The 17,564-nt window shown below is 62.4% G+C and carries 16 protein-coding genes and 1 pseudogene; 14 read left to right on the forward strand and 3 right to left on the reverse strand.

The features are described 5' to 3' along the window. On the forward strand, nucleotides 1-705 hold a 705-nt coding region (locus tag CKO33_RS12330; protein WP_200182540.1), incomplete at its 5' end, for a TVP38/TMEM64 family protein. Nucleotides 706-770: 65 nt separating this feature from the next. After that, nucleotides 771-2,276: a protein adenylyltransferase SelO gene (locus CKO33_RS12335; protein ID WP_200182541.1), complete on the forward strand. Its 1,506-nt coding sequence runs from the start codon at nucleotides 771-773 to the stop codon at nucleotides 2,274-2,276. A gap of 7 nt (nucleotides 2,277-2,283) precedes the next feature. On the opposite strand, the gene CKO33_RS12340 is transcribed toward CKO33_RS12335, so the two are convergent. Continuing rightward, nucleotides 2,284-2,724: a cobalamin biosynthesis protein gene (locus CKO33_RS12340; RefSeq protein WP_200182542.1), complete on the reverse strand. Its 441-nt coding sequence runs from the start codon at nucleotides 2,722-2,724 to the stop codon at nucleotides 2,284-2,286. Nucleotides 2,725-2,952: 228 nt separating this feature from the next. On the opposite strand from CKO33_RS12340, the gene CKO33_RS12345 reads away from it, so the two are divergent. Next, the gene (locus CKO33_RS12345) at nucleotides 2,953-3,813 is read left to right on the forward strand and encodes a glycine betaine ABC transporter substrate-binding protein (protein ID WP_200182543.1); all 861 of its coding nucleotides are present in this window, start codon (nucleotides 2,953-2,955) and stop codon (nucleotides 3,811-3,813) included. A 121-nt stretch (nucleotides 3,814-3,934) separates the two neighbouring features. Here CKO33_RS12345 and CKO33_RS12350 read toward each other — a convergent pair whose 3' ends face one another. Further along, nucleotides 3,935-4,315 (reverse strand): DUF4870 family protein, encoded by a 381-nt coding sequence (locus CKO33_RS12350; protein ID WP_242472624.1) that lies wholly within the window; start codon nucleotides 4,313-4,315, stop codon nucleotides 3,935-3,937. A 146-nt stretch (nucleotides 4,316-4,461) separates the two neighbouring features. On the opposite strand from CKO33_RS12350, the gene CKO33_RS12355 reads away from it, so the two are divergent. The 11 genes and pseudogenes from CKO33_RS12355 (at nucleotide 4,462) to CKO33_RS12405 (ending at nucleotide 16,316) form a co-directional block, all read left to right on the forward strand. After that, the gene (locus CKO33_RS12355; protein WP_200182544.1) at nucleotides 4,462-5,283 is read left to right on the forward strand and encodes a UDP-2,3-diacylglucosamine diphosphatase; all 822 of its coding nucleotides are present in this window, start codon (nucleotides 4,462-4,464) and stop codon (nucleotides 5,281-5,283) included. Between the two features lie 379 nt (nucleotides 5,284-5,662). Continuing rightward, nucleotides 5,663-5,875, forward strand: a pseudogene (locus tag CKO33_RS14045) (IS3 family transposase); the annotation flags it as partial. Nucleotides 5,876-5,952: 77 nt separating this feature from the next. Next, the gene (gene phnD, locus CKO33_RS12365) at nucleotides 5,953-6,912 is read left to right on the forward strand and encodes a phosphate/phosphite/phosphonate ABC transporter substrate-binding protein (protein ID WP_200182545.1); all 960 of its coding nucleotides are present in this window, start codon (nucleotides 5,953-5,955) and stop codon (nucleotides 6,910-6,912) included. A 73-nt stretch (nucleotides 6,913-6,985) separates the two neighbouring features. Next, nucleotides 6,986-7,777 (forward strand): phosphonate ABC transporter ATP-binding protein, encoded by a 792-nt coding sequence (gene phnC / locus CKO33_RS12370; RefSeq protein WP_200182546.1) that lies wholly within the window; start codon nucleotides 6,986-6,988, stop codon nucleotides 7,775-7,777. Next, nucleotides 7,774-8,589 carry a phosphonate ABC transporter, permease protein PhnE gene (gene phnE / locus CKO33_RS12375; protein WP_200182547.1) on the forward strand — a complete coding sequence of 272 codons (816 nt, stop codon included), beginning with the start codon at nucleotides 7,774-7,776 and terminating at the stop codon, nucleotides 8,587-8,589. Before phnC ends, phnE (CKO33_RS12375) begins: the two co-directional genes overlap by 4 nt. Continuing rightward, nucleotides 8,586-9,398: a phosphonate ABC transporter, permease protein PhnE gene (gene phnE, locus CKO33_RS12380; protein WP_200182548.1), complete on the forward strand. Its 813-nt coding sequence runs from the start codon at nucleotides 8,586-8,588 to the stop codon at nucleotides 9,396-9,398. The genes phnE (CKO33_RS12375) and phnE (CKO33_RS12380) overlap by 4 nt, the downstream gene beginning before the upstream one ends. Before the next feature lie 71 nt (nucleotides 9,399-9,469). Next, the gene (locus tag CKO33_RS12385; protein WP_200182549.1) at nucleotides 9,470-10,393 is read left to right on the forward strand and encodes an HAD-IIA family hydrolase; all 924 of its coding nucleotides are present in this window, start codon (nucleotides 9,470-9,472) and stop codon (nucleotides 10,391-10,393) included. A gap of 380 nt (nucleotides 10,394-10,773) precedes the next feature. Next, nucleotides 10,774-11,436: a YccT family protein gene (locus CKO33_RS12390; protein ID WP_200182550.1), complete on the forward strand. Its 663-nt coding sequence runs from the start codon at nucleotides 10,774-10,776 to the stop codon at nucleotides 11,434-11,436. After that, nucleotides 11,433-12,410, forward strand: a complete 978-nt coding sequence (locus tag CKO33_RS12395; protein ID WP_200182551.1) for a porin — start codon at nucleotides 11,433-11,435, stop codon at nucleotides 12,408-12,410. Before CKO33_RS12390 ends, CKO33_RS12395 begins: the two co-directional genes overlap by 4 nt. 1,234 nt (nucleotides 12,411-13,644) lie before the next feature. After that, nucleotides 13,645-14,427: a sulfotransferase family protein gene (locus tag CKO33_RS12400; protein ID WP_200182552.1), complete on the forward strand. Its 783-nt coding sequence runs from the start codon at nucleotides 13,645-13,647 to the stop codon at nucleotides 14,425-14,427. 92 nt (nucleotides 14,428-14,519) lie between these two features. Beyond that, the gene (locus CKO33_RS12405; protein ID WP_200182553.1) at nucleotides 14,520-16,316 is read left to right on the forward strand and encodes an alkaline phosphatase; all 1,797 of its coding nucleotides are present in this window, start codon (nucleotides 14,520-14,522) and stop codon (nucleotides 16,314-16,316) included. Nucleotides 16,317-16,514: 198 nt separating this feature from the next. Here the strand turns inward: CKO33_RS12405 and CKO33_RS12410 are convergent, their stop codons facing one another. Beyond that, nucleotides 16,515-17,312: a hypothetical protein gene (locus CKO33_RS12410; protein WP_200182554.1), complete on the reverse strand. Its 798-nt coding sequence runs from the start codon at nucleotides 17,310-17,312 to the stop codon at nucleotides 16,515-16,517. Nucleotides 17,313-17,564: the final 252 nt, after the last annotated feature.

Genomic DNA, 17,564 nt, shown 5'->3' on the forward strand with positions numbered 1-17,564 from the left:
CCCCATATGCCGCGCACCCCCTCCACCCTGCGCATCCCCCTGCTGATCCTCAGTCTGGCGGCCCTCGCCTGTGCCCTATGGGGACTGGGGGACCGGGCCCTGGAGTGGATCGGCCACCACCAGGCGACCGTGCTGCAGCTGGCCCGGGAGGAGACGGCCCTGGCCGGACTGGGCTACGTGGCGGCGGTCACCCTGGGCAAGATCACCCCCTTCCCCGGGGGCTTCCTGCTCATGCTCTCGGGGGGATACCTCTTCGGTGCCCCCCTGGGTGCCCTGCTCTGCGCCCTGGGATCGGGCCTCAGCGCCGTGCTGGTGGCGGCCCTGGGCCGGCGGCTGTTCCCGCAATGGATCCACCGCCGCTGGGGGCACCGCCTGACCGGGTTCGAAAAGGGCCTGGCGCAGAACGGTTTTCTTCTGCTCCTGGCCCTGCGGCTCTTTCCCGTGGTGCCGGCCTGGCTCGCCAACCTCCTGCCGGTGGCCTTCCCCGTCCCCCTGGGGCAGGTCCTGGCGGCCACCACGCTGGGCCTGCTGCCCATGTCCTTCCTGGTGGGGCGCCTGGGGGCGGGGCTGGCGGATCTCAGCCAGGCCCGGCATCTGCAACCCGCCGATGTGCTGCCCCCCGATCTGCTGCTGCCCCTGGCCGGGCTGGCGGTGATGGCCCTGGTCCCGGTCCTGCTGCGCTGGCGGCAAAGACAAGGGGATTGATCGCCAGGCCCCTGCGGGCCTGCTATCCTGATTGAAATACTCAGGTATCACCCCACGGAGCCCCCATGGCCGCCCGCCCCCATCCCGATCCCCTGCCGTTCCCGGCCCTGGAACAGATCTATGCCCGCCTGCCCCGGGGCTTTCACGCCCGGGTGAGCCCGGCCGGGGCCCCGGCCCCCAGGCTTTTGATGCTGAACACCGCCCTGTGCCGGGAGCTGGGGATCGACCCCGGGGCGGGGACGGCAGAGGCCTGGGCCGGGCTGCTCTCGGGCAATCGCCTGCCCCGGGGGGCCGAACCGGTGGCCATGGCCTATGCGGGGCACCAGTTCGGGCAGTTCGTGCCCCAGCTGGGGGATGGCCGCGCCCTCCTGCTGGGGGAGATCTGGGACGCCGCCGGCGGTCTGCGGGATCTGCATCTGAAAGGGGCCGGTCGCACCCCCTTCTCCCGCACCGGCGACGGCCGGGCGGCCCTGGGCCCGGTGCTGCGGGAGTACCTGGTGGGCGAGGCCATGCACGCCCTGGGCATCCCCACCACCCGCGCCCTGGGGGCGGTGGCCACGGGGGAGACCGTGCTGCGGGACCCCCCCCAGCCGGGCGCCATCCTGGCCCGGGTGGCCGCCAGCCACATCCGGGTGGGCACCTTCGAATACTTCGCCGCCCGCCGGGACATCCCGGCCCTGCGCCAGCTGGCGGACCTCACCCTGGCACGCCATCCCCCGCAGGAGGCAACGCAGGAGACGCAAGACGACCCCTACCGTGCGCTGCTGGCCTCGGCCGTGGAACGCCAGGCCCGCCTGGTGGCGCAGTGGATGGGCATCGGCTTCGTGCACGGGGTGATGAACACCGACAACACCGCCCTCTCCGGCGAGACCCTGGACTACGGCCCCTGCGCCTTCCTGGATGTCTATCGCCCCGGGGCCGTCTTCAGCGCCATCGACCACCACGGCCGCTACGCCTATGGCAACCAGCCGCGCATCGCCGAATGGAACCTGGCCCGCCTGGCGGAATGCCTCCTGCCCCTGGTGGACACGGACCCCCAACGGGCGGTGGAGCGGGTCATGCCCATCCTGGAGCGCTTCCCGGAACGGGTGGGGGCCTGCTGGCTGGAAGGGATGCGGCGCAAGCTGGGCCTGGAGACCGCCGAAACGGAGGATACCCCGCTGATCCAGGACCTGCTGGCCCTCATGGAGCAGGAGGAGGCGGACTTCACCCTCACCTTCCGCCATCTGACCACCCTGGCCGAAGACCCGGAAAACCAGGCCGCCCCCCCGGGATGGTCCCGTGGCGAGGCCTTTGCCTCCTGGCGGGTGCGCTGGCATCACCGCCTCGGCCGCGAGCCCGGGGATGCGGCGCGGCCAGCCCGGATCATGGCCCGGGCGAATCCGCTGCGCATCCCCCGCAATCATCGCGTGGAACAGGCCCTGGAGGCCGCCCGGGCCGGGGATCTGGAACCCTTCAGGCACCTGCTGGAGGCGGTCACCCACCCCTTCGAGGCCCGTCCGGAATGGGCGGCCTTCGACACCCCGCCGCAGCCGGGGGAACGGGTTACCCGCACCTTCTGCGGCACCTGAGACCGGGTCAATCCGGGGGGATGACGGCAGGGCGGCGCGCCACCGCCACGATCACCTGTCCCCCCTCGCCGCGATGCAGGTGGCGCTCCAGCAGCAGATCCCCCGACGAACCCCCGGCGGCCTGCAGCGCCGCCGCCGCCGCCACCGAACCGGTCCCCAGACGCCGGCGCAGGGCCTCGGAGGGATGGGGCACCGGCACCCGGGCCAGCACCTGCGCCGGGTAACACCACAGCGGCCAGGCGTGGTCCCGGCAGAGGGCCCGGAGTCCCGCCTCCTCCCGGCGGCGGTCGATGGAGGCCACACCCCGCACCGCCTCCGGCCCCAACCCCACCCGGAGCAGCCCTTCCTCCAGGGCCCGCTCCAGGGTGGCCACGGGGATGCCGGGACGGCAGCCCAGCCCCACGATCACCCCGGTGATATCCGCGTATTCAGCAAGGTCTTTTTTCATCCGCCCCCGGAACGTGTATGATGGGTCGCGTTACGTCGCATCTTCGCACTGCCGAGCGCCCCGGGGCACCGTCCCCACCGGGGGCATCCGCATAGCGGGCCCGAGCCACCTGCCCGCAATCGCGATCCCACTTCCCATGCCCCGACTCCCGCGCCGCCTGAATCCGTGCCGCGCGAATGGCCCGGCAGCGCGCCGACGTGACATCCCAATCCAATCCGGAGGACACAGATGACTCTGAAACGCGATTTCCCCCGCACCCTCGCCGCATCCTGCCTCGCCCTGGGCGTGGCCGTCACCGCATCCACCGCCATGGCCCAGGACAAGGGCGTGGTGGAGATCCCCTACGTGGAATGGGCCGACGCCATTGCCAGCACCAACGTCATGCGCGTGGTCCTGGAAGAGGCGGGCTATGAGGTGGAGACCACCTCGGTGAGCGCCGCCGCCATGTGGCAGTCCGTCGCCAGCGGCGACCAGGACGCCTTCGTGGCCGCCTGGCTGCCCAGCACCCACGAGGCCTATCTGGCCGAGGTGGAGGACCAGGTGGTGGACCTGGGCCCGAACCTGGAGGGGACCCGCATCGGCCTGATGGTGCCGGAGTACGTGGAGATCGATTCCATCAGTGAACTCAATGCCAACGCCGCCCGTTTCGACGGCGAGATCATCGGCATCGACCCCGGCGCCGGCATCATGAGCACCACCGAGGATGCCGTCGAGGCCTATGACCTGGAGCTGGAACTGGTGGAAGGCTCCGACGCCACCATGACCGCCGCCCTGGGCAACGCCATCCGTCAGAACGAATGGATCGTGGTCACCGGCTGGACCCCCCACTGGATGGAAGGCCGCTGGGACCTGAAATACCTGGAGGATCCCAAGGGGGTCTACGGCGGTGAGGAAGGCATCAACACCGTCGTGCGCCAGGGCCTGAAGGAAGACATGCCCGAGGCCTACGCCATCCTGGACAACTTCCACTGGACCACCGATCAGGTGGCCGAGCTCATGGTCATGAACCAGGAAGGCGGCGATCCCTACGAGAACGCCAAGCGCTGGGTCGAGGAAAACCGCGACATCGTCGAGACCTGGCTGCCGTAAGGGCCTGACGGGGGTGGTTTTCATCCCCCTGCCCTAAGACCCGACCGCTCCCCTCACTGGAGCCGGTCCAGGACCGCCCCCGCATCCGGGGGCGGTCTTCGTTTCCCTCCCCGTTACAATCCTAGAATCCCCAGCGGACCGGGCGCTCCACCGGCCGGCGCTCGCTCAGGGCCTTGAGCCCCTTCACCGCACGCACCAGCAGCCACACCACCCAGAACAGCAGGATGAGATAACCGATCAGGACAAAGGTCAGCAGCACACCGGGCAGGAGGAAGGCCAGCCCCTTCCAGAAGGTATCGATCTGCAGGCGGTAATGGCTCTGCATCCACTCCGGGGCACCGTCCTTGTAGACATAGGCCATGACCACCCCCACCACCCCGGTGAGCCAGAAGAACGGCCCCAGGATATAGAGCACATAGATCACCTTGGGCATCAACAGATCGTCGGAATGGGCACCGCGATCGGGGGTGACTTCGGGTGCGGGGTTCCTCTCTTCAGACATGCAGCGCTCCTTCTCTGGATCGGCGGTGGACGGATAGGGATGGCCACGGGCGCCCCGGGTTCACGGAAATGCCATAGCCCTGTGATGGGGCTTTCACGGCCGTGATCCAACATGGGATGATCCATTTCACCACAGGATGATCCGCCATGACAGCCATGCACTGTCGCAGCATCTTCCTCTCCGACGTCCACCTGGGTACCCGCCAGTCCCGCGCCGACTACCTGCTGGACTTCCTGGAATCCGCCCACTGCGACCACCTCTACCTGGTGGGGGACATCTTCGACCTGTGGAGCATGCGCCGCAGCGTCCACTGGGACGCGGACCACAGCGCCGTGATCCAGAGCATCCTGGACAAGAGCCAGGCCGGCACCCGGGTGACCTTCATCCCCGGCAACCACGACGAGGCCCTGCGGGCCTTCGCCGGCACGGAGTTCCAGGGGGTGCGCATCCAGCGCGAGGCCGAGCACCGCACCGCCGACGGAAGGCGATTCCTGGTGAGCCATGGCGATGAATTCGACGCCTGCGTCAAACACAACCGCCTGGTGAAATGGCTCGGCGACGGGGCCTACCAGGTCCTGCTGCGCCTGAACCACCGCTACAACGACTGGCGGCGCTATATGGGACGGCCCTACTGGTCCCTCTCCGGCCACCTCAAGACCCGCGTCAGCCGCGCCCGGGAGCACATCCGCCGTTACGAGAACGCCGCCGCCCGCCGGGCCCGGGAACACCAGCTGGATGGCTATATCTGCGGCCACATCCACAAGGCGGGGATCGAATCCCTGGAGGATGTCCTCTACTGCAATACCGGGGACTGGGTGGAACACTGCACGGCCCTGGTGGAGGACTTCGAGGGCAGTCTGCGCCTGGTGCACTGGTCCGACCACAGCCGCACGGAGGCCCTGCACCCGGCCCCGGGAACCGCCGCCCCCGTCCCGACCGACCCCGTCCACCTGCCGGCCCTCGGCTGACCCTGTGCCGGAGCCCATCCCCTACCCGGGTTCCCGCCAACCGCCTGGGTGTCCAGCCGGTCCTCATAGCCACCAGCCCGCCAATGCCTTCGGGCGACCTGTTGGAGGGCGTAGTCGGACAGTTCGGCCTGCTGGCGCAGCCCCCGCAGGGCCTCGCTGCGGGCCTTGCCCTCGCGCAACCGATCCCATCGGCACAGGGCTTCGCCCAGGGTGGCGTTGTAGATCTGGCGGGCAGCGTGCAGACGGGTATCGAGCAACCGCTCCGCCTCCGGGGTGATCACCAGGGACAATTCGTGAACGAAGGTGGGCGTCGGCTGGCGCGGCATGGCTAGACGTTCTTCTGCTCCTCGATCTCCTGCTGGATCCGGCGATGGGTGAGGTGCCTCGCATTCCCGCCGACCTCGCTGCCGAGGGGTGGCGAGTGGGCCGCAAGCGCGTAGCGCGGCTGATGCGGGCCGCCGGCTTGCGCGGCATCAGTCGGTGGCGATTCGGGGGGACCACACAGTCGGACCCACGGGTCCGGCCAAAGCCGGACCGCGTTGAGCGGCCCTTTACGGCGGATGTACTAGACCAGCTCTACATCGGCGATATCCGCGAAATGTTTCCATTGTAATGGAGTCTTCATCCCAACGAGGCATTCTATAGCCCGTCCATTCACCACGAAGGGAGATGAACATGAAGTTGCAGTTACTGGCGTTAACCGCCCTTGCCGCCGCCACCTTTGCGACATCAGCACAGGCTGAGTTCCAGCTGGACGAGCGCTACACGGACAACGATGGTGATCTGGTCGCCGATATCCCTGAAGCGGCTTCAGAACAGGTCGACCCCGATACGCTCGTATTCGCCTACACGCCGGTCGAGGATCCGGCCGTTTACGCCGAGGTCTGGGCGGGCTTTTTGGATCATATGGAAGAGGTCACGGGCAAGAACGTACGCTTCTTCCCCGTTCAGTCGAATGCGGCACAGATCGAGGCAATGCGGGCGGGCCGCCTGCATGTTGCGGGCTTCAATACTGGCTCCGTCCCAATCGCGGTGGCCTGCGCAGGATTCCGGCCCTTCGCAATGATGGCCGCCGAGGATGGCTCCTTTGGTTACGAGATGGAGATCATCACGCACACCAGCTCCGACATCGAAACTGTCGAGGATATTCGTGGGCGCGAGCTGACGTTCACCAGTGAGACATCAAATTCCGGCTTTAAGGCGCCCTCTGCCATTCTCAAAGCCGAGTTCAACATGGAGGCCGGTGAAGATTTTGAGGTGAGCTACTCCGGCGCACATGACAACTCCATCCTCGGCGTCGCCAACCAAGACTACCTGGCAGCCTCGATCGCTAATTCTGTCAAAGGTCGCATGATCGACCGTGGGGTTATCAGCGATGATCAGATCCGGGTTGTTTATCAGTCGCAAACCTTCCCGACTACAGGCTATGGCGTTGCCCATAACCTGAAGCCGGAGCTGCAGGAAAAAATCCATCAGGCCTTCTTCGAGTTCGACTGGGAAGGAACTGCGCTGGCCGAGGAGTTCGGCCGCAATGGCGAGGATCAGTTCATTCCGATTACCTTCAAAGAGGACTGGGCCGTTATCCGCACCATCGACGAAGCCAACGGCGTTAGCTATAACTGCGAGTAACGGTCGAACCGTAACTCATCATAAACGGACGACCCCGGGTCGTCCGTTTTTACGTCTAAAACATCCGCCATCTATGCTCTATATCCGCAATCTTAGTAAAACATTTGCGACCGGTGATACTGCGTTAACCGATGTGAGTCTGGATATCCCTAAAGGTCAGATTGTCGGGTTGATCGGTCCATCAGGCGCAGGTAAATCGACACTTATTCGGTGTATCAATCGTCTCGTAGAACCTACCAGTGGCTCGATCAGTCTCGGCGATGTGGAACTGACTCAAATCGGTGCCCGAGCACTGCGCCACCAGCGGCGCCGGATCGGCATGATCTTCCAAGAATACTCCCTCGTCGAGCGATTGACGGTGATGGAAAACGTGCTATCGGGGCGGCTCGGCTACGTCTCTTTCTTGCGAAGCTGGTCACGACGATTCCCGCCCGAGGATGTCGAGCGGGCCTTTCGGTTGCTTGATCGTGTAGGCCTCTATGATAAGGCGAATAACCGCGCAGATGCCCTATCCGGCGGACAGCGTCAGCGGGTGGGTATTGCCCGTGCACTCGCCCAGGATCCAGAATTGCTCCTCGTGGACGAACCGACGGCGAGCCTCGACCCTAAAACGTCACGCCAGATCATGCGCCTGATTACTGAAATCTGTGCCGAGCGGCGACTCCCGGCGATCGTGAATATCCACGATGTCCCGCTGGCCCAACAGTTCATGCAACGGCTGGTCGGTCTTCAGGCAGGTCGAATCGTGTTTGACGGCCCGCCGGAGGCCCTCAACGAAAAAACCCTTACCACCATTTACGGCGAAGAAGATTGGAAACCGGATCGCGAGACCCATGAGCCCTCTCAGGAGGTTCTGGCCGGATGAGCACTGTTGCTAAGAAGCGCTATCCGACCACTTGGCGCCGACCGCCCCAGATCATGACGGATCGGCGCTGGCGAATTAGTATACAAATCGCAATCGTTGCTTATCTGATCGTGGCCTGGAACTCCATCGAGGTCGACTGGGAACGGGTTGTGGTTGGCCTTGAGCGCGGCAAGCAATTCGCCATGGGCTTCCTTCGGCCGGACTTCGCCAGCCGCTGGGAAGATATCTCCCGGGGTATTATCGAGAGCCTGACCATGACGCTGACTTCTACTGTGGTCGGCATTCTGGTATCAGTACCCATAGGTATCGGCGCCGCACGCAATCTTACGCCGCGCCTGCTCTACCTAGTCTGCAGGTCAATTGTAGCGGTGAGCCGCTCACTGCAAGAGGTCATTATTGCGATCTTTCTGGTTGCAATGTTTGGGTTCGGACCCTTCGCTGGTTTCCTGACCCTGAGTTTCGCGACCATTGGTTTTCTCGCCAAACTGCTTGCCGATGACATCGAGGAGATCGAGCCTGGACAGGTCGAAGCCATCCGTTCTACAGGTGCATCGTGGTGGCAGCTAGTGAATTACGCGATCCAACCTCAGGTTATGCCACGGCTGATCGGCCTCTCGCTCTACCGACTCGATATCAACTTTCGTGAATCCGCCGTTATCGGCATTGTCGGCGCTGGCGGCATCGGAGCAACCCTCAACACCGCCATTGATCGCTATGAGTACGATAGTGCCGGAGCAATTCTCCTGATCATCATTGTGATCGTCATGGGCGCCGAGTACGCCTCCGGAACGATCCGGAAGTTTCTGCAATGAATACAATGCCCCCTGATCGGCCCATCTGGCATTATCGCACACCGCGGCAGCGCCTCATGCTCTGGTTCGGATGGCTTGCACTGGTAGCGTTGTTCGTCTATTGCTGGGAGGTGATGAACCGCGAGACACTGTGGTTCTTCGTCATGGATGCGCCGAACCAGGCCGCTGACATTGGCTCGCGCATGTGGCCGCCGCGTTGGGAGTACGTTCCGGAGTTGCTCATTCCGCTCTGGGACACTATCAATATCGCAACCATCGGAACCGCTGGCGGTGTGTTGCTCGCGATCCCGATCGCCTTTCTCGCCGCACGCAACACCACGCCCTCGCCCATGCTGCTGCGACCGGTGGCGTTGCTTATCATAGTGACCTCACGCTCCATCAATTCACTGATTTGGGCACTGCTGCTAGTAGCGATTATCGGTCCGGGCATTCTGGCTGGAATGGTGGCGATCGCCCTCCGGTCGATTGGATTTATCGGTAAACTGCTCTATGAGGCGATAGAGGAGACCGATCCCCTCCAAGTCGAAGCAATCGCCGCCACGGGCGCGAGTCGTGCGCAGACGATCATTTACGGCATCGTGCCACAGATCATACCTGCCTTCTGGGGCATCTCGGTATTCCGCTGGGATATCAACATTCGCGAGAGCACGATTCTTGGACTTGTCGGGGCTGGCGGCATCGGACTTAAGCTCCAGGGTTCACTCAATACACTTGCCTGGGGGCAGGTCAGCGTCATCCTGTTGCTGATACTCGGCACTGTGGTGGTCAGCGAATGGATCTCGGCAAAGATCCGGCATGCCGTTATCTAGCATATATACACATCCAGAAACCGACTAAAACTGCTATTGTAATTCGCTTAATGAAGACCATTAGGATAATCATGGAAGAGAACTCCATCGCTGATACCCCATCTGCCTCGCGTGGTTTCACTGCCTACGAGGCCGTACGTGACCGCTTACCCGCGCCACAGCCGGGAGGGGCATGTCGTCATGCGCCACACTTGGGGGCCATCGTCGATGCTTTTGACACCATCCTGCTGGATGCCTATGGGGTACTGAACCGCGGCCAGGATCCAATCCCCGGTGTCCCCAAGCGCATATGCGACCTCCAGGCGGCCGGTAAACGCGTGATGGTGGTCTCCAACGCGTCCGGGTTACCGCATGCCAGCCTCATAGCCCGCTATCAGGAGATGGGCTATGCGTTTGATGCCGAGGATATCGTTACCAGCCGTAAGGCACTGGTCCGCGCACTTGAGCAGGAGCCAATCAGGCACTGGGGCATCATCGCAGGTGAGCATTTTGGTCCCGAGGACTTCCCATCAGTAGACTATCGCCTCTTGGGTGACGATCCGGCTGATTACGACGCGGCCGAGGGTTTTCTATTCGTAGGGGCATCGGAGTGGAATGCAGTGCGTCAGATCAGATTGATCGAGAGCCTGCGGGCCAACCCCCGCTGTTTACTGGTAGCCAATCCGGATCTGCTGGCACCCCAGGAGGAGGGTGATTCGATCGAACCGGGCACGTATGCCCACGAGATTCAGGATAAAACCGGCATCGAGCCTGCTTTTTACGGCAAGCCGTTCGCAAATATATTCCAGCTTGCCTTCGATCGGCTGGGACCGAATTTTGACCCCGCACGGACGTTAATGGTTGGCGACACTCTGCATACCGATGTGCTCGGCGGGCAGAGGGCAGGCATTCAAACGGCACTGGTCACGCAATCCGGCATACTGGCTAACATGGATCACCGCGCGGCGATCGCGTTATCCGGTATCCGTCCAGATTGGATTCTCGATCAGGTCTGAGAAAGACTGAACAGCAGTGATTATCATCCTGGTGGCCACCTGCTACAGCCTGCGGCGATAAGTCATATTTTCTGACTGTTTCTGGACTGGGCTTGCTCTCGCTACGATTCCCGATCGGATTCATGATTCGTGCCAGGACTTGGATCCAGTTCGGCACGAGCTTGATTGGGTTCGACAACCAATTCCCCTCCCAAGTCGTTGCGGGGAAAGTTCAGGGCTGCCCCATTTTGTCACATCCTTGCAATAAGCTTCCTATAACATGTCATCTCGATGCGTGAGAGATGCTCCCATCATGAGCTCACTCTGCGTTCTTTAATGAATGCTTGAGGTGGGGCAGCTCCCGGCTCTATTCAGATTCCTAGTACCGATTGGAGCCTTTGTTGAAAGTCACTTTTCTGCCGCTCTGCATTATGCCCTTTCTCGTTCCCTCCACGGCCATTGCCGATGTCACCCTCATGCTAGGTGAGTGTCTTCGGGCTCACGTGGTGAATGGCCAAGCGATGTCGCTCTCGGTTGGCGACACCATCACCCTAGCCGATGGGGAGCACCAACTAGTGGTAAATTGCACGCGGGACATTGGCCGAACTAGGGAAGATTCTTTCCCCGAAACCAGCGATGCTTTTGTTCTGCGATTCGTCGCCTCAGAAGCTGAACTGCATCTACAGGCACCGGCAATACGCACAAAACGGGAACTTCAAATTTTCAACCGTGATGCAGAGTTCCAGCTTACTGATGAGAACGGTCAGCCGGTACCTTTTGATGCGGCCGTTCTCGAAAAAGAGGGGTTCCACTTGTTCCGGGATTATCAACGTGAGCTGGAGGAGTTTAACCGAACGTCGTCCTCCAATGCGGTGCACGTATCCCTGCCGGGTACGACGACTGCGGCAGGAGAAGAGGCCGAGTCTGTGCCTGACTTTTCCGGAGTAGAGTCGGTAAATCAGGAAACCGTCCGGCAGATGCTTCGTTACTGGTATCGCCAGGCGAATAAGAACACTCGCAAAGAGTGGAAGAACTGGATCCGTTCCAGCGATGAGTCACCATGAAACCCGATGAAAATGGAGTAAAACCCATGAAGAAGCTTCTACTGGCTGTTGCTGTGTCGTCCGTCGTTGCTGGTTCCGCCAATGCGGCGACCATTTATGAAAAAGACGGCTTCACCTATAAGCTTAACGGTGATTTCCAGGTTCAGTTGCGTCAAGATGTCGGTAACGATCAGAACCCCGAGATTGAGTTTGATGACCTCGAACTGAAAAACTACGTTAGTTACGATCTGGGTAATGGCCTTACTGGTTTTGGTCGTGTAGATTTCGGTTTCAAAGATGCTGCTGAAGACGATGGCGACGCGGGTGCGCTGGAAGAAGCGTACGTCGGCATGAAGTACGAGGCTGTCTCGTTCTCGTTCGGTAAGCAGAACTTCGCCTCGGATGAGTTTGGTGTCGAAGAGTCGTATGAAGACGTACTGGGTGAAGATCAGTTCGATAATATTGCCACTGACGGCGATGACACCTTGCGACTTGATGTGGGGCTGGATCAGGCTTACTTGGCAGCCTCCTATGAAATGGACGCCGAGGGTGAGGATAGTGAAAACGGTGAGTACTTCGACCTGTTTGCTTCCACCGAGCTGGCGGGCTTGACCTTGGGTGTAGCCTATCAGAATGCCACGCCGTCTATTGACGCTGAAAGCTTTGACACTTGGGGTGTGAGTGCAACGTACGACTTCGATATTGCCACCATCGGTGCGGATTACAGTGTGACTGACGAAACCGACGCAGAACCGGAACAGACCCTTCTGAACGTCGTGACCACGTTTGACGTAGCTAGCACCACTGGTGTTGCTTTGGGCATGCGTAACTACGACAAAGACGATAACAGTTTTGAAGACGTGAGCGAGTGGTACGCCAATGTCACTTACAAGTTCCCGGCTGCCAAAAACTTCCGCATGTTTGCAGAGATCGCTGACACGGACGAAGACGATGTGGACATGGGCTACTTGGCTGGTGTGCGCGTGAAGTTCTAAGCGCCACAGTCCACGCGCTCGGCTAAATCAAAAGCCGTGCTACCTGGGCACAACAAAGTCGGGCGACATGAACTGATCCCTGAAAGTTGATGAGCGTCCGATCAGCACCCTGTAATGGGTGTTGGTCGGGCGCTTTTACGATAAAGTGGATGGTAGGCAGGAAGCGTTCCAGCTGCAGCCCGAACTGATAGAAGGCCTCCGGCCGCAGGTTGGAGGTGGTTTATCAAGGTGAACCCCTGGGTCAGCAGCCCGCGCAGGAGGTGGTTCAGAATCATAGCATCCCTGAATTCAACCCCTGAATTCAACCCCTGAATTCAACCAATAACCGTAAGGCTCCGTCATGCGGCGCATTACCGCTGTGAAGAGCCCACCAAGCTCTTATCGGGACCCAGTACCTGAGACGCTTGCAAGGCCGAAGGTTGAGCCGGTTCTCGACTTCCTGAATTTGCTCTTAGAAGTGGACCCCAAGGCTTGGAAAGATTTTCGGCGCTGTTAACTGGAATCTTCTGTTTTACCCTTTCCTGAGAAGAGGGGCAGAAGATGACCCGAAGAAAGCGACGCAACCATTCCCCGACGTTCCCTGGATGAAAATGGGGTCTCAGGCGACATTTTCATTGACAATCACTGCTCGGAAAAAGCGCAAGACTGGCACCATGCGCCATACCTAGCACACCATCAAAAAAAACCCGGAACGGGTCCGGGTCAAGGATCGCCATCTTTCTGCAGAAGTGCAGGGCTGCAAGCCCTCATGAAGGAGAAGGAGAAAAGGACTTCCTAGCATACGCCATAACTCTACGATGCTTTTTCCTAAGCATCATAACTGGAAAGGCTTCGTCGTTTCCCTGACGAGAGTAAATCATACAGTATATACATGACAGTAAAATTACATCGGCACACAAGACCTTAATAACTCAAAATACTTGCCTTCATGAATTCTTCATTGCAATATCATCTTTATATCATATTTTTTCCCTATAGTTGAAAGCAAAGTTATAAAAAAATTAAAGCTCAATCCAAGAAAGAGCGAGACACATAAAAAAGATGTGCAATTCTAGAAATATCGAAAAATTCAGGCACCAAGGATATTTACCATTTCACCATAAGGTTAGAGCACAAGTTCTCCATGTAATGGCGGACGCAGACCGCTTCCACTGAAGCAGTCGGGGCCGGGGCCTTTGTGCCCCGGCCTTTTCGTTTGTACATCCCCCTGACCAACCGAAAGAGGCGGCCCTTCATGCGCGTCATCATCGGCTATTCCATGCGTTCCGGCAGCACCCTGCTGGCCCACATCCTCGGCGGCCATTCGCAGATCCGGGCCTACAGCGACATCAGCTCCTCCTGGGCCCTGCTGCGCAACATGGTCGGACTGCGCCATCGCGGCACGGTCTGCATCAAGCCCCTGGACCTCGTCTACCTGCAGCACCGCCTGCGCCCCTGGCAGCGCTTCGACCGGCGCATCTGGCTGGCCCGGGATCCGCGGGACGCCTACCTCTCCACGGTGGAATCCGGGTATGCCTACCTGTTCTGGCGCCCCGGCCGGCGGGAGGCGGACATCGACCTGGGTCTGCTGGCCCGCTGGCGGCGCATCTACCGCACCTATCTGGATCATCCGGAATCCTGGTACCGGGTGCACTACGAGGACCTGGTGCAGGACCCGGACACCACCCTCTCCGGGCTCCTGGAATTCCTGGACCTGCCCTTCGAGAAGCTCTATCCCTTCGAACCCTTTGACCTGATCCACGGCGGCGACTACAAGATCACCCAGTCCAACACCGTGCGCCGGGATTCGCGGCATCGCTACCTGCAGCAGCTCACGCCGGAACAGATGGCCCTCTTTGACCGGGAGCTGGGGGCGGAGATGCAGGCCCTGGGCTACCCCCTGGGGCGGGATCTGCCCACGCCGGCGGTGAAACGTGAAACCGCCCGCATCGCCACCCCCCATCAACCCCCCGTCAGGGAACCTTCACCGGCCCGTCATCCTGCCGGTCTAGCCTCATCCCACGGCGCCGGCGACTAGAGCAGGCCCTGCACACGCCTTGCAGCCGGTGCCGCAGCCGTGCCCCCCAGGGGGCACGCCCCCAGACCAGGCAAACCGATGCGAGGTGTAGCATGAATCCGCGATCCCGTTTCCGGGTACGGTCCGTCACGGCGGTGGCCCTCACCTGTACCCTCCTGGTCTCCCCCACCTGGGCGGAGACGGCACGCAACGTCATCGTCCTGATCCCCGACGGGCAGTCCCAGTCCGTGGTCAAACTGGCCCGGCTCTACCGGGACGCCCCCCTGGCGGTGGACGATATCCTCACCGGCATGGTGGACACCACCATGGCCAACTCGGTCATCACCGGCTCCGCCGCCGCCGGCACCGCCTTCGCCACCGGCTACCGGACCACCGAACCCCATATCGGCCTGGCCCCGCGCCCCCATGACGTGGTGAGCACTTACGAACCGCCGGCCGGGGTGGACTGGGACACCTGGGCCTACCGCCCCCTGTCCACGGTGCTGGAGGGCGCGGCGCTGCAGGGCAAGGCCACCGGCCTGGTGGCCACCTCCCGCATCACCCACGCCACCCCGGCCACCTACGCCGCCCATGTGGACGACCGCGGGGATGAAGACACCATCATGAAACACCTGGTCCACCAGGACCTGGACGTGGTCCTGGGGGGCGGCTACCGCCACCTGCTGCCGGAAGCGGATGGCGGCACCCGGGAGGACGGCCTGGACCTGGAGCAGGTGCTGGAGGAACGGGGCTACCACGTGGTGGACCATGCCGACGAGCTGGCGGAGATCCATGATGGACGGGTCTGGGGTCTGTTCGCCCAGAGCCACATGATGCCGGACCTGGACCGCCGCTACCTGCTGACCCACCCCCACGACCACGATCCCGACCAGGTGGATCAGGCCCGCGCCGAACCCTCCCTGGCGGAGATGACCGCCAAGGCCATTGAACTCCTCTCCCGTAATCCTTCCGGCTTCTTCCTGTTGGTGGAGGGCAGCCAGGTGGACTGGGCGGGGCATGACAACGACGTCCCCTACGCCCTGCACGACTTCCTGGCCTTTGACGACGCCGTGCGGGTGGCCCTGGACCATGCCCGCCGCGATCCCCAGACCCTGGTGATCGTGGTCCCCGACCACAACACCGGCGCCCTGAGCATCGGCAACCGGGCCACCAGCGGCAGCTACACCGCCACCACCCCCGAGGCGGTGATCGGGCCCGTGCAGGGGATGCAGGTAACGGCGGGCTTTCTCGCCGCCCGGCTGGGGGAGGACCCCTCGGACGGGGCCATCCGCGATGCGGTGGAACGCTACTGGGGCATCCGTCTGGGCGAGGACGATCTGGCGGCCATCCGGGAGGAGGAACCCGTGCGCGGCCTGAAGCGGGCCCTCATCAAGGTGGTCAACGACCGCTACACCGTATTCGGCTGGACCACCCACGGGCACAGCGCCGAGGACGTGCCCCTCTGGAGCTTCGGCCCCGGCGCCCCCCGCGGCCTGATGGACAACACCGGCATCGCCCACAGCGTGGCCGGGGTGCTGCATCTGGAGCTGGACGTGACCGATCCCCGCGGCCTCAACCAGCGGCTGTTCGTGGATGTACAGGAGGCCTTCCCCCAGGCCCGGGTGGATGACTCCGGGGTCCAGGTGGACGGCTGGACCCTGCCCAACGGCACCGATCTCCTCCTCGGGGAACCCGGCCGCTGCGAGCTGGAGGGGCTCACGGTCCACGTCCCCGCCGCCGGTGACGGGGCGGGCCGGACCTACATCCCCGCCCAGGCGGTGGAGATCCTGGAGAACCCGGCCCTGTGGCATCGCCACTGTGAAGGCGCCCGCCCCACACCGGGACAGCGCATCCGCGACCGGATCCTGGATCGCCTGCAGGGGGCCCTGCCCGAACAGGCCGCCCGCTGAGGCGCGGTAAATCATGGATTCAGGATGAAGTGAACACCCGGGAACGCCGGGCCCCAGCGGCTTGAGAAAGGATGCCGAGCCGGGGCTCGGCGCTCCCGGGGCGCTGCCAGGGGATGGCACGGCACCCTTCCAGCACAAACAAAAGCGCCGCACCCCTTGCGGGATGCGGCGCCCTTTTATCCCTTGAACAGACCGCGATCAGGGCTGATAGGAGAGATAACGATCCATCGTCTCATCGTCCAGGGCCTTGAGGGTGGTGCGCTGCGGACCGGCGGCGATGCGGGTGACATGCTTGCCGCTCATCTTGTCACCGGGCTTGAGCACCCACAGACGCCCGTCCTCCATGCTCACCTCGAAGCCCGGCTTGGCCGCCATGTACTCCAGGGCGGTCTCGTTATCCAGGGCCTTGAGGGTCATGCCCTTGGGACCGGCGCCGATGAAGGTCACGTGCTTGCCGCTCTTCTCCTGACCGGGCTTGAGCACCCACAGGCGGCCGTCATCCACGCTCACCTCAAAGCCCGGCTTGGCCGCCAGGTATTCCAGGGCGGTCTCGTTGTCCAGGGCCTTGAGGGTCGTGCCCTTGGGACCGGCGCCGATGAAGGTCACGTGCTTGCCGCTCTTCTCCTGACCGGGCTTGAGCACCCACAGACGCCCGTCCTCCACACTCACCTCGAAGCCCGGCTTGGCCGCCAGGTACTCCAGGGCGGTCTCGTTGTCCAGGGCCTTGACTGTCAGCCCCTGGGGACCGGCACCGATGAAGGTCACGTGCTTGCCACTTTGTTCCTGACCGGGCTTGAGCACCCACAGACGGCCATCCTCCAGGGTGACCCGGAAACCGTCCCTGGCATACCAGCTTGCGGACTGGGTGGCGGACTGCTCGGCGCGGGGCTTGGACGTTGTTTCGTCTTCGTTTCCATTGGTCGGCGCGGTCTGGCAACCCGTTCCCAGAAGGGAAAAGGCCAGTCCGGCCGCCAGAAGGGCGTAGGTGTGCTTCATGGGGATCATGTTCCTCGTCACCGGTGATTCAAGGTTTGGATCAGTTCGCGGCCATGCTAAGGGAGGAATATGACGTTTTATTGACCCTCCCCCCGCCACCAGGACACCGCCCCGGGAAACCCCCGGCTCCGGCCCGGCTGTCACCCAAACGTCATCATCCCGTGGTATGCACGAAAGGAACGGCGGCCCCGCCGCCCCATCCCCTGAACGGTACATGCCGCATGTCCGAATCCCCGAGCCCCATCCCGGAAG

Source organism: Ectothiorhodospira mobilis, assembly GCF_016584115.1.
In the GTDB taxonomy this organism is placed as follows: Bacteria; Pseudomonadota; Gammaproteobacteria; order Ectothiorhodospirales; family Ectothiorhodospiraceae; genus Ectothiorhodospira; species Ectothiorhodospira mobilis.

Coding starts and splice junctions, on each gene's coding strand:
- CKO33_RS12335 (WP_200182541.1), top strand. CDS start 771: ATGGCCGCCCGCCCCCATCCCGATCCCCTGCCGTTCCCGGCCCTGGAA.
- CKO33_RS12340 (WP_200182542.1), bottom strand. CDS start 2,724: ATGAAAAAAGACCTTGCTGAATACGCGGATATCACCGGGGTGATCGTG.
- CKO33_RS12345 (WP_200182543.1), top strand. CDS start 2,953: ATGACTCTGAAACGCGATTTCCCCCGCACCCTCGCCGCATCCTGCCTC.
- CKO33_RS12350 (WP_242472624.1), bottom strand. CDS start 4,315: ATGTCTGAAGAGAGGAACCCCGCACCCGAAGTCACCCCCGATCGCGGT.
- CKO33_RS12355 (WP_200182544.1), top strand. CDS start 4,462: ATGACAGCCATGCACTGTCGCAGCATCTTCCTCTCCGACGTCCACCTG.
- phnD (WP_200182545.1), top strand. CDS start 5,953: ATGAACATGAAGTTGCAGTTACTGGCGTTAACCGCCCTTGCCGCCGCC.
- phnC (WP_200182546.1), top strand. CDS start 6,986: ATGCTCTATATCCGCAATCTTAGTAAAACATTTGCGACCGGTGATACT.
- phnE (WP_200182547.1), top strand. CDS start 7,774: ATGAGCACTGTTGCTAAGAAGCGCTATCCGACCACTTGGCGCCGACCG.
- phnE (WP_200182548.1), top strand. CDS start 8,586: ATGAATACAATGCCCCCTGATCGGCCCATCTGGCATTATCGCACACCG.
- CKO33_RS12385 (WP_200182549.1), top strand. CDS start 9,470: ATGGAAGAGAACTCCATCGCTGATACCCCATCTGCCTCGCGTGGTTTC.
- CKO33_RS12395 (WP_200182551.1), top strand. CDS start 11,433: ATGAAACCCGATGAAAATGGAGTAAAACCCATGAAGAAGCTTCTACTG.
- CKO33_RS12400 (WP_200182552.1), top strand. CDS start 13,645: ATGCGCGTCATCATCGGCTATTCCATGCGTTCCGGCAGCACCCTGCTG.
- CKO33_RS12405 (WP_200182553.1), top strand. CDS start 14,520: ATGAATCCGCGATCCCGTTTCCGGGTACGGTCCGTCACGGCGGTGGCC.
- CKO33_RS12410 (WP_200182554.1), bottom strand. CDS start 17,312: ATGAAGCACACCTACGCCCTTCTGGCGGCCGGACTGGCCTTTTCCCTT.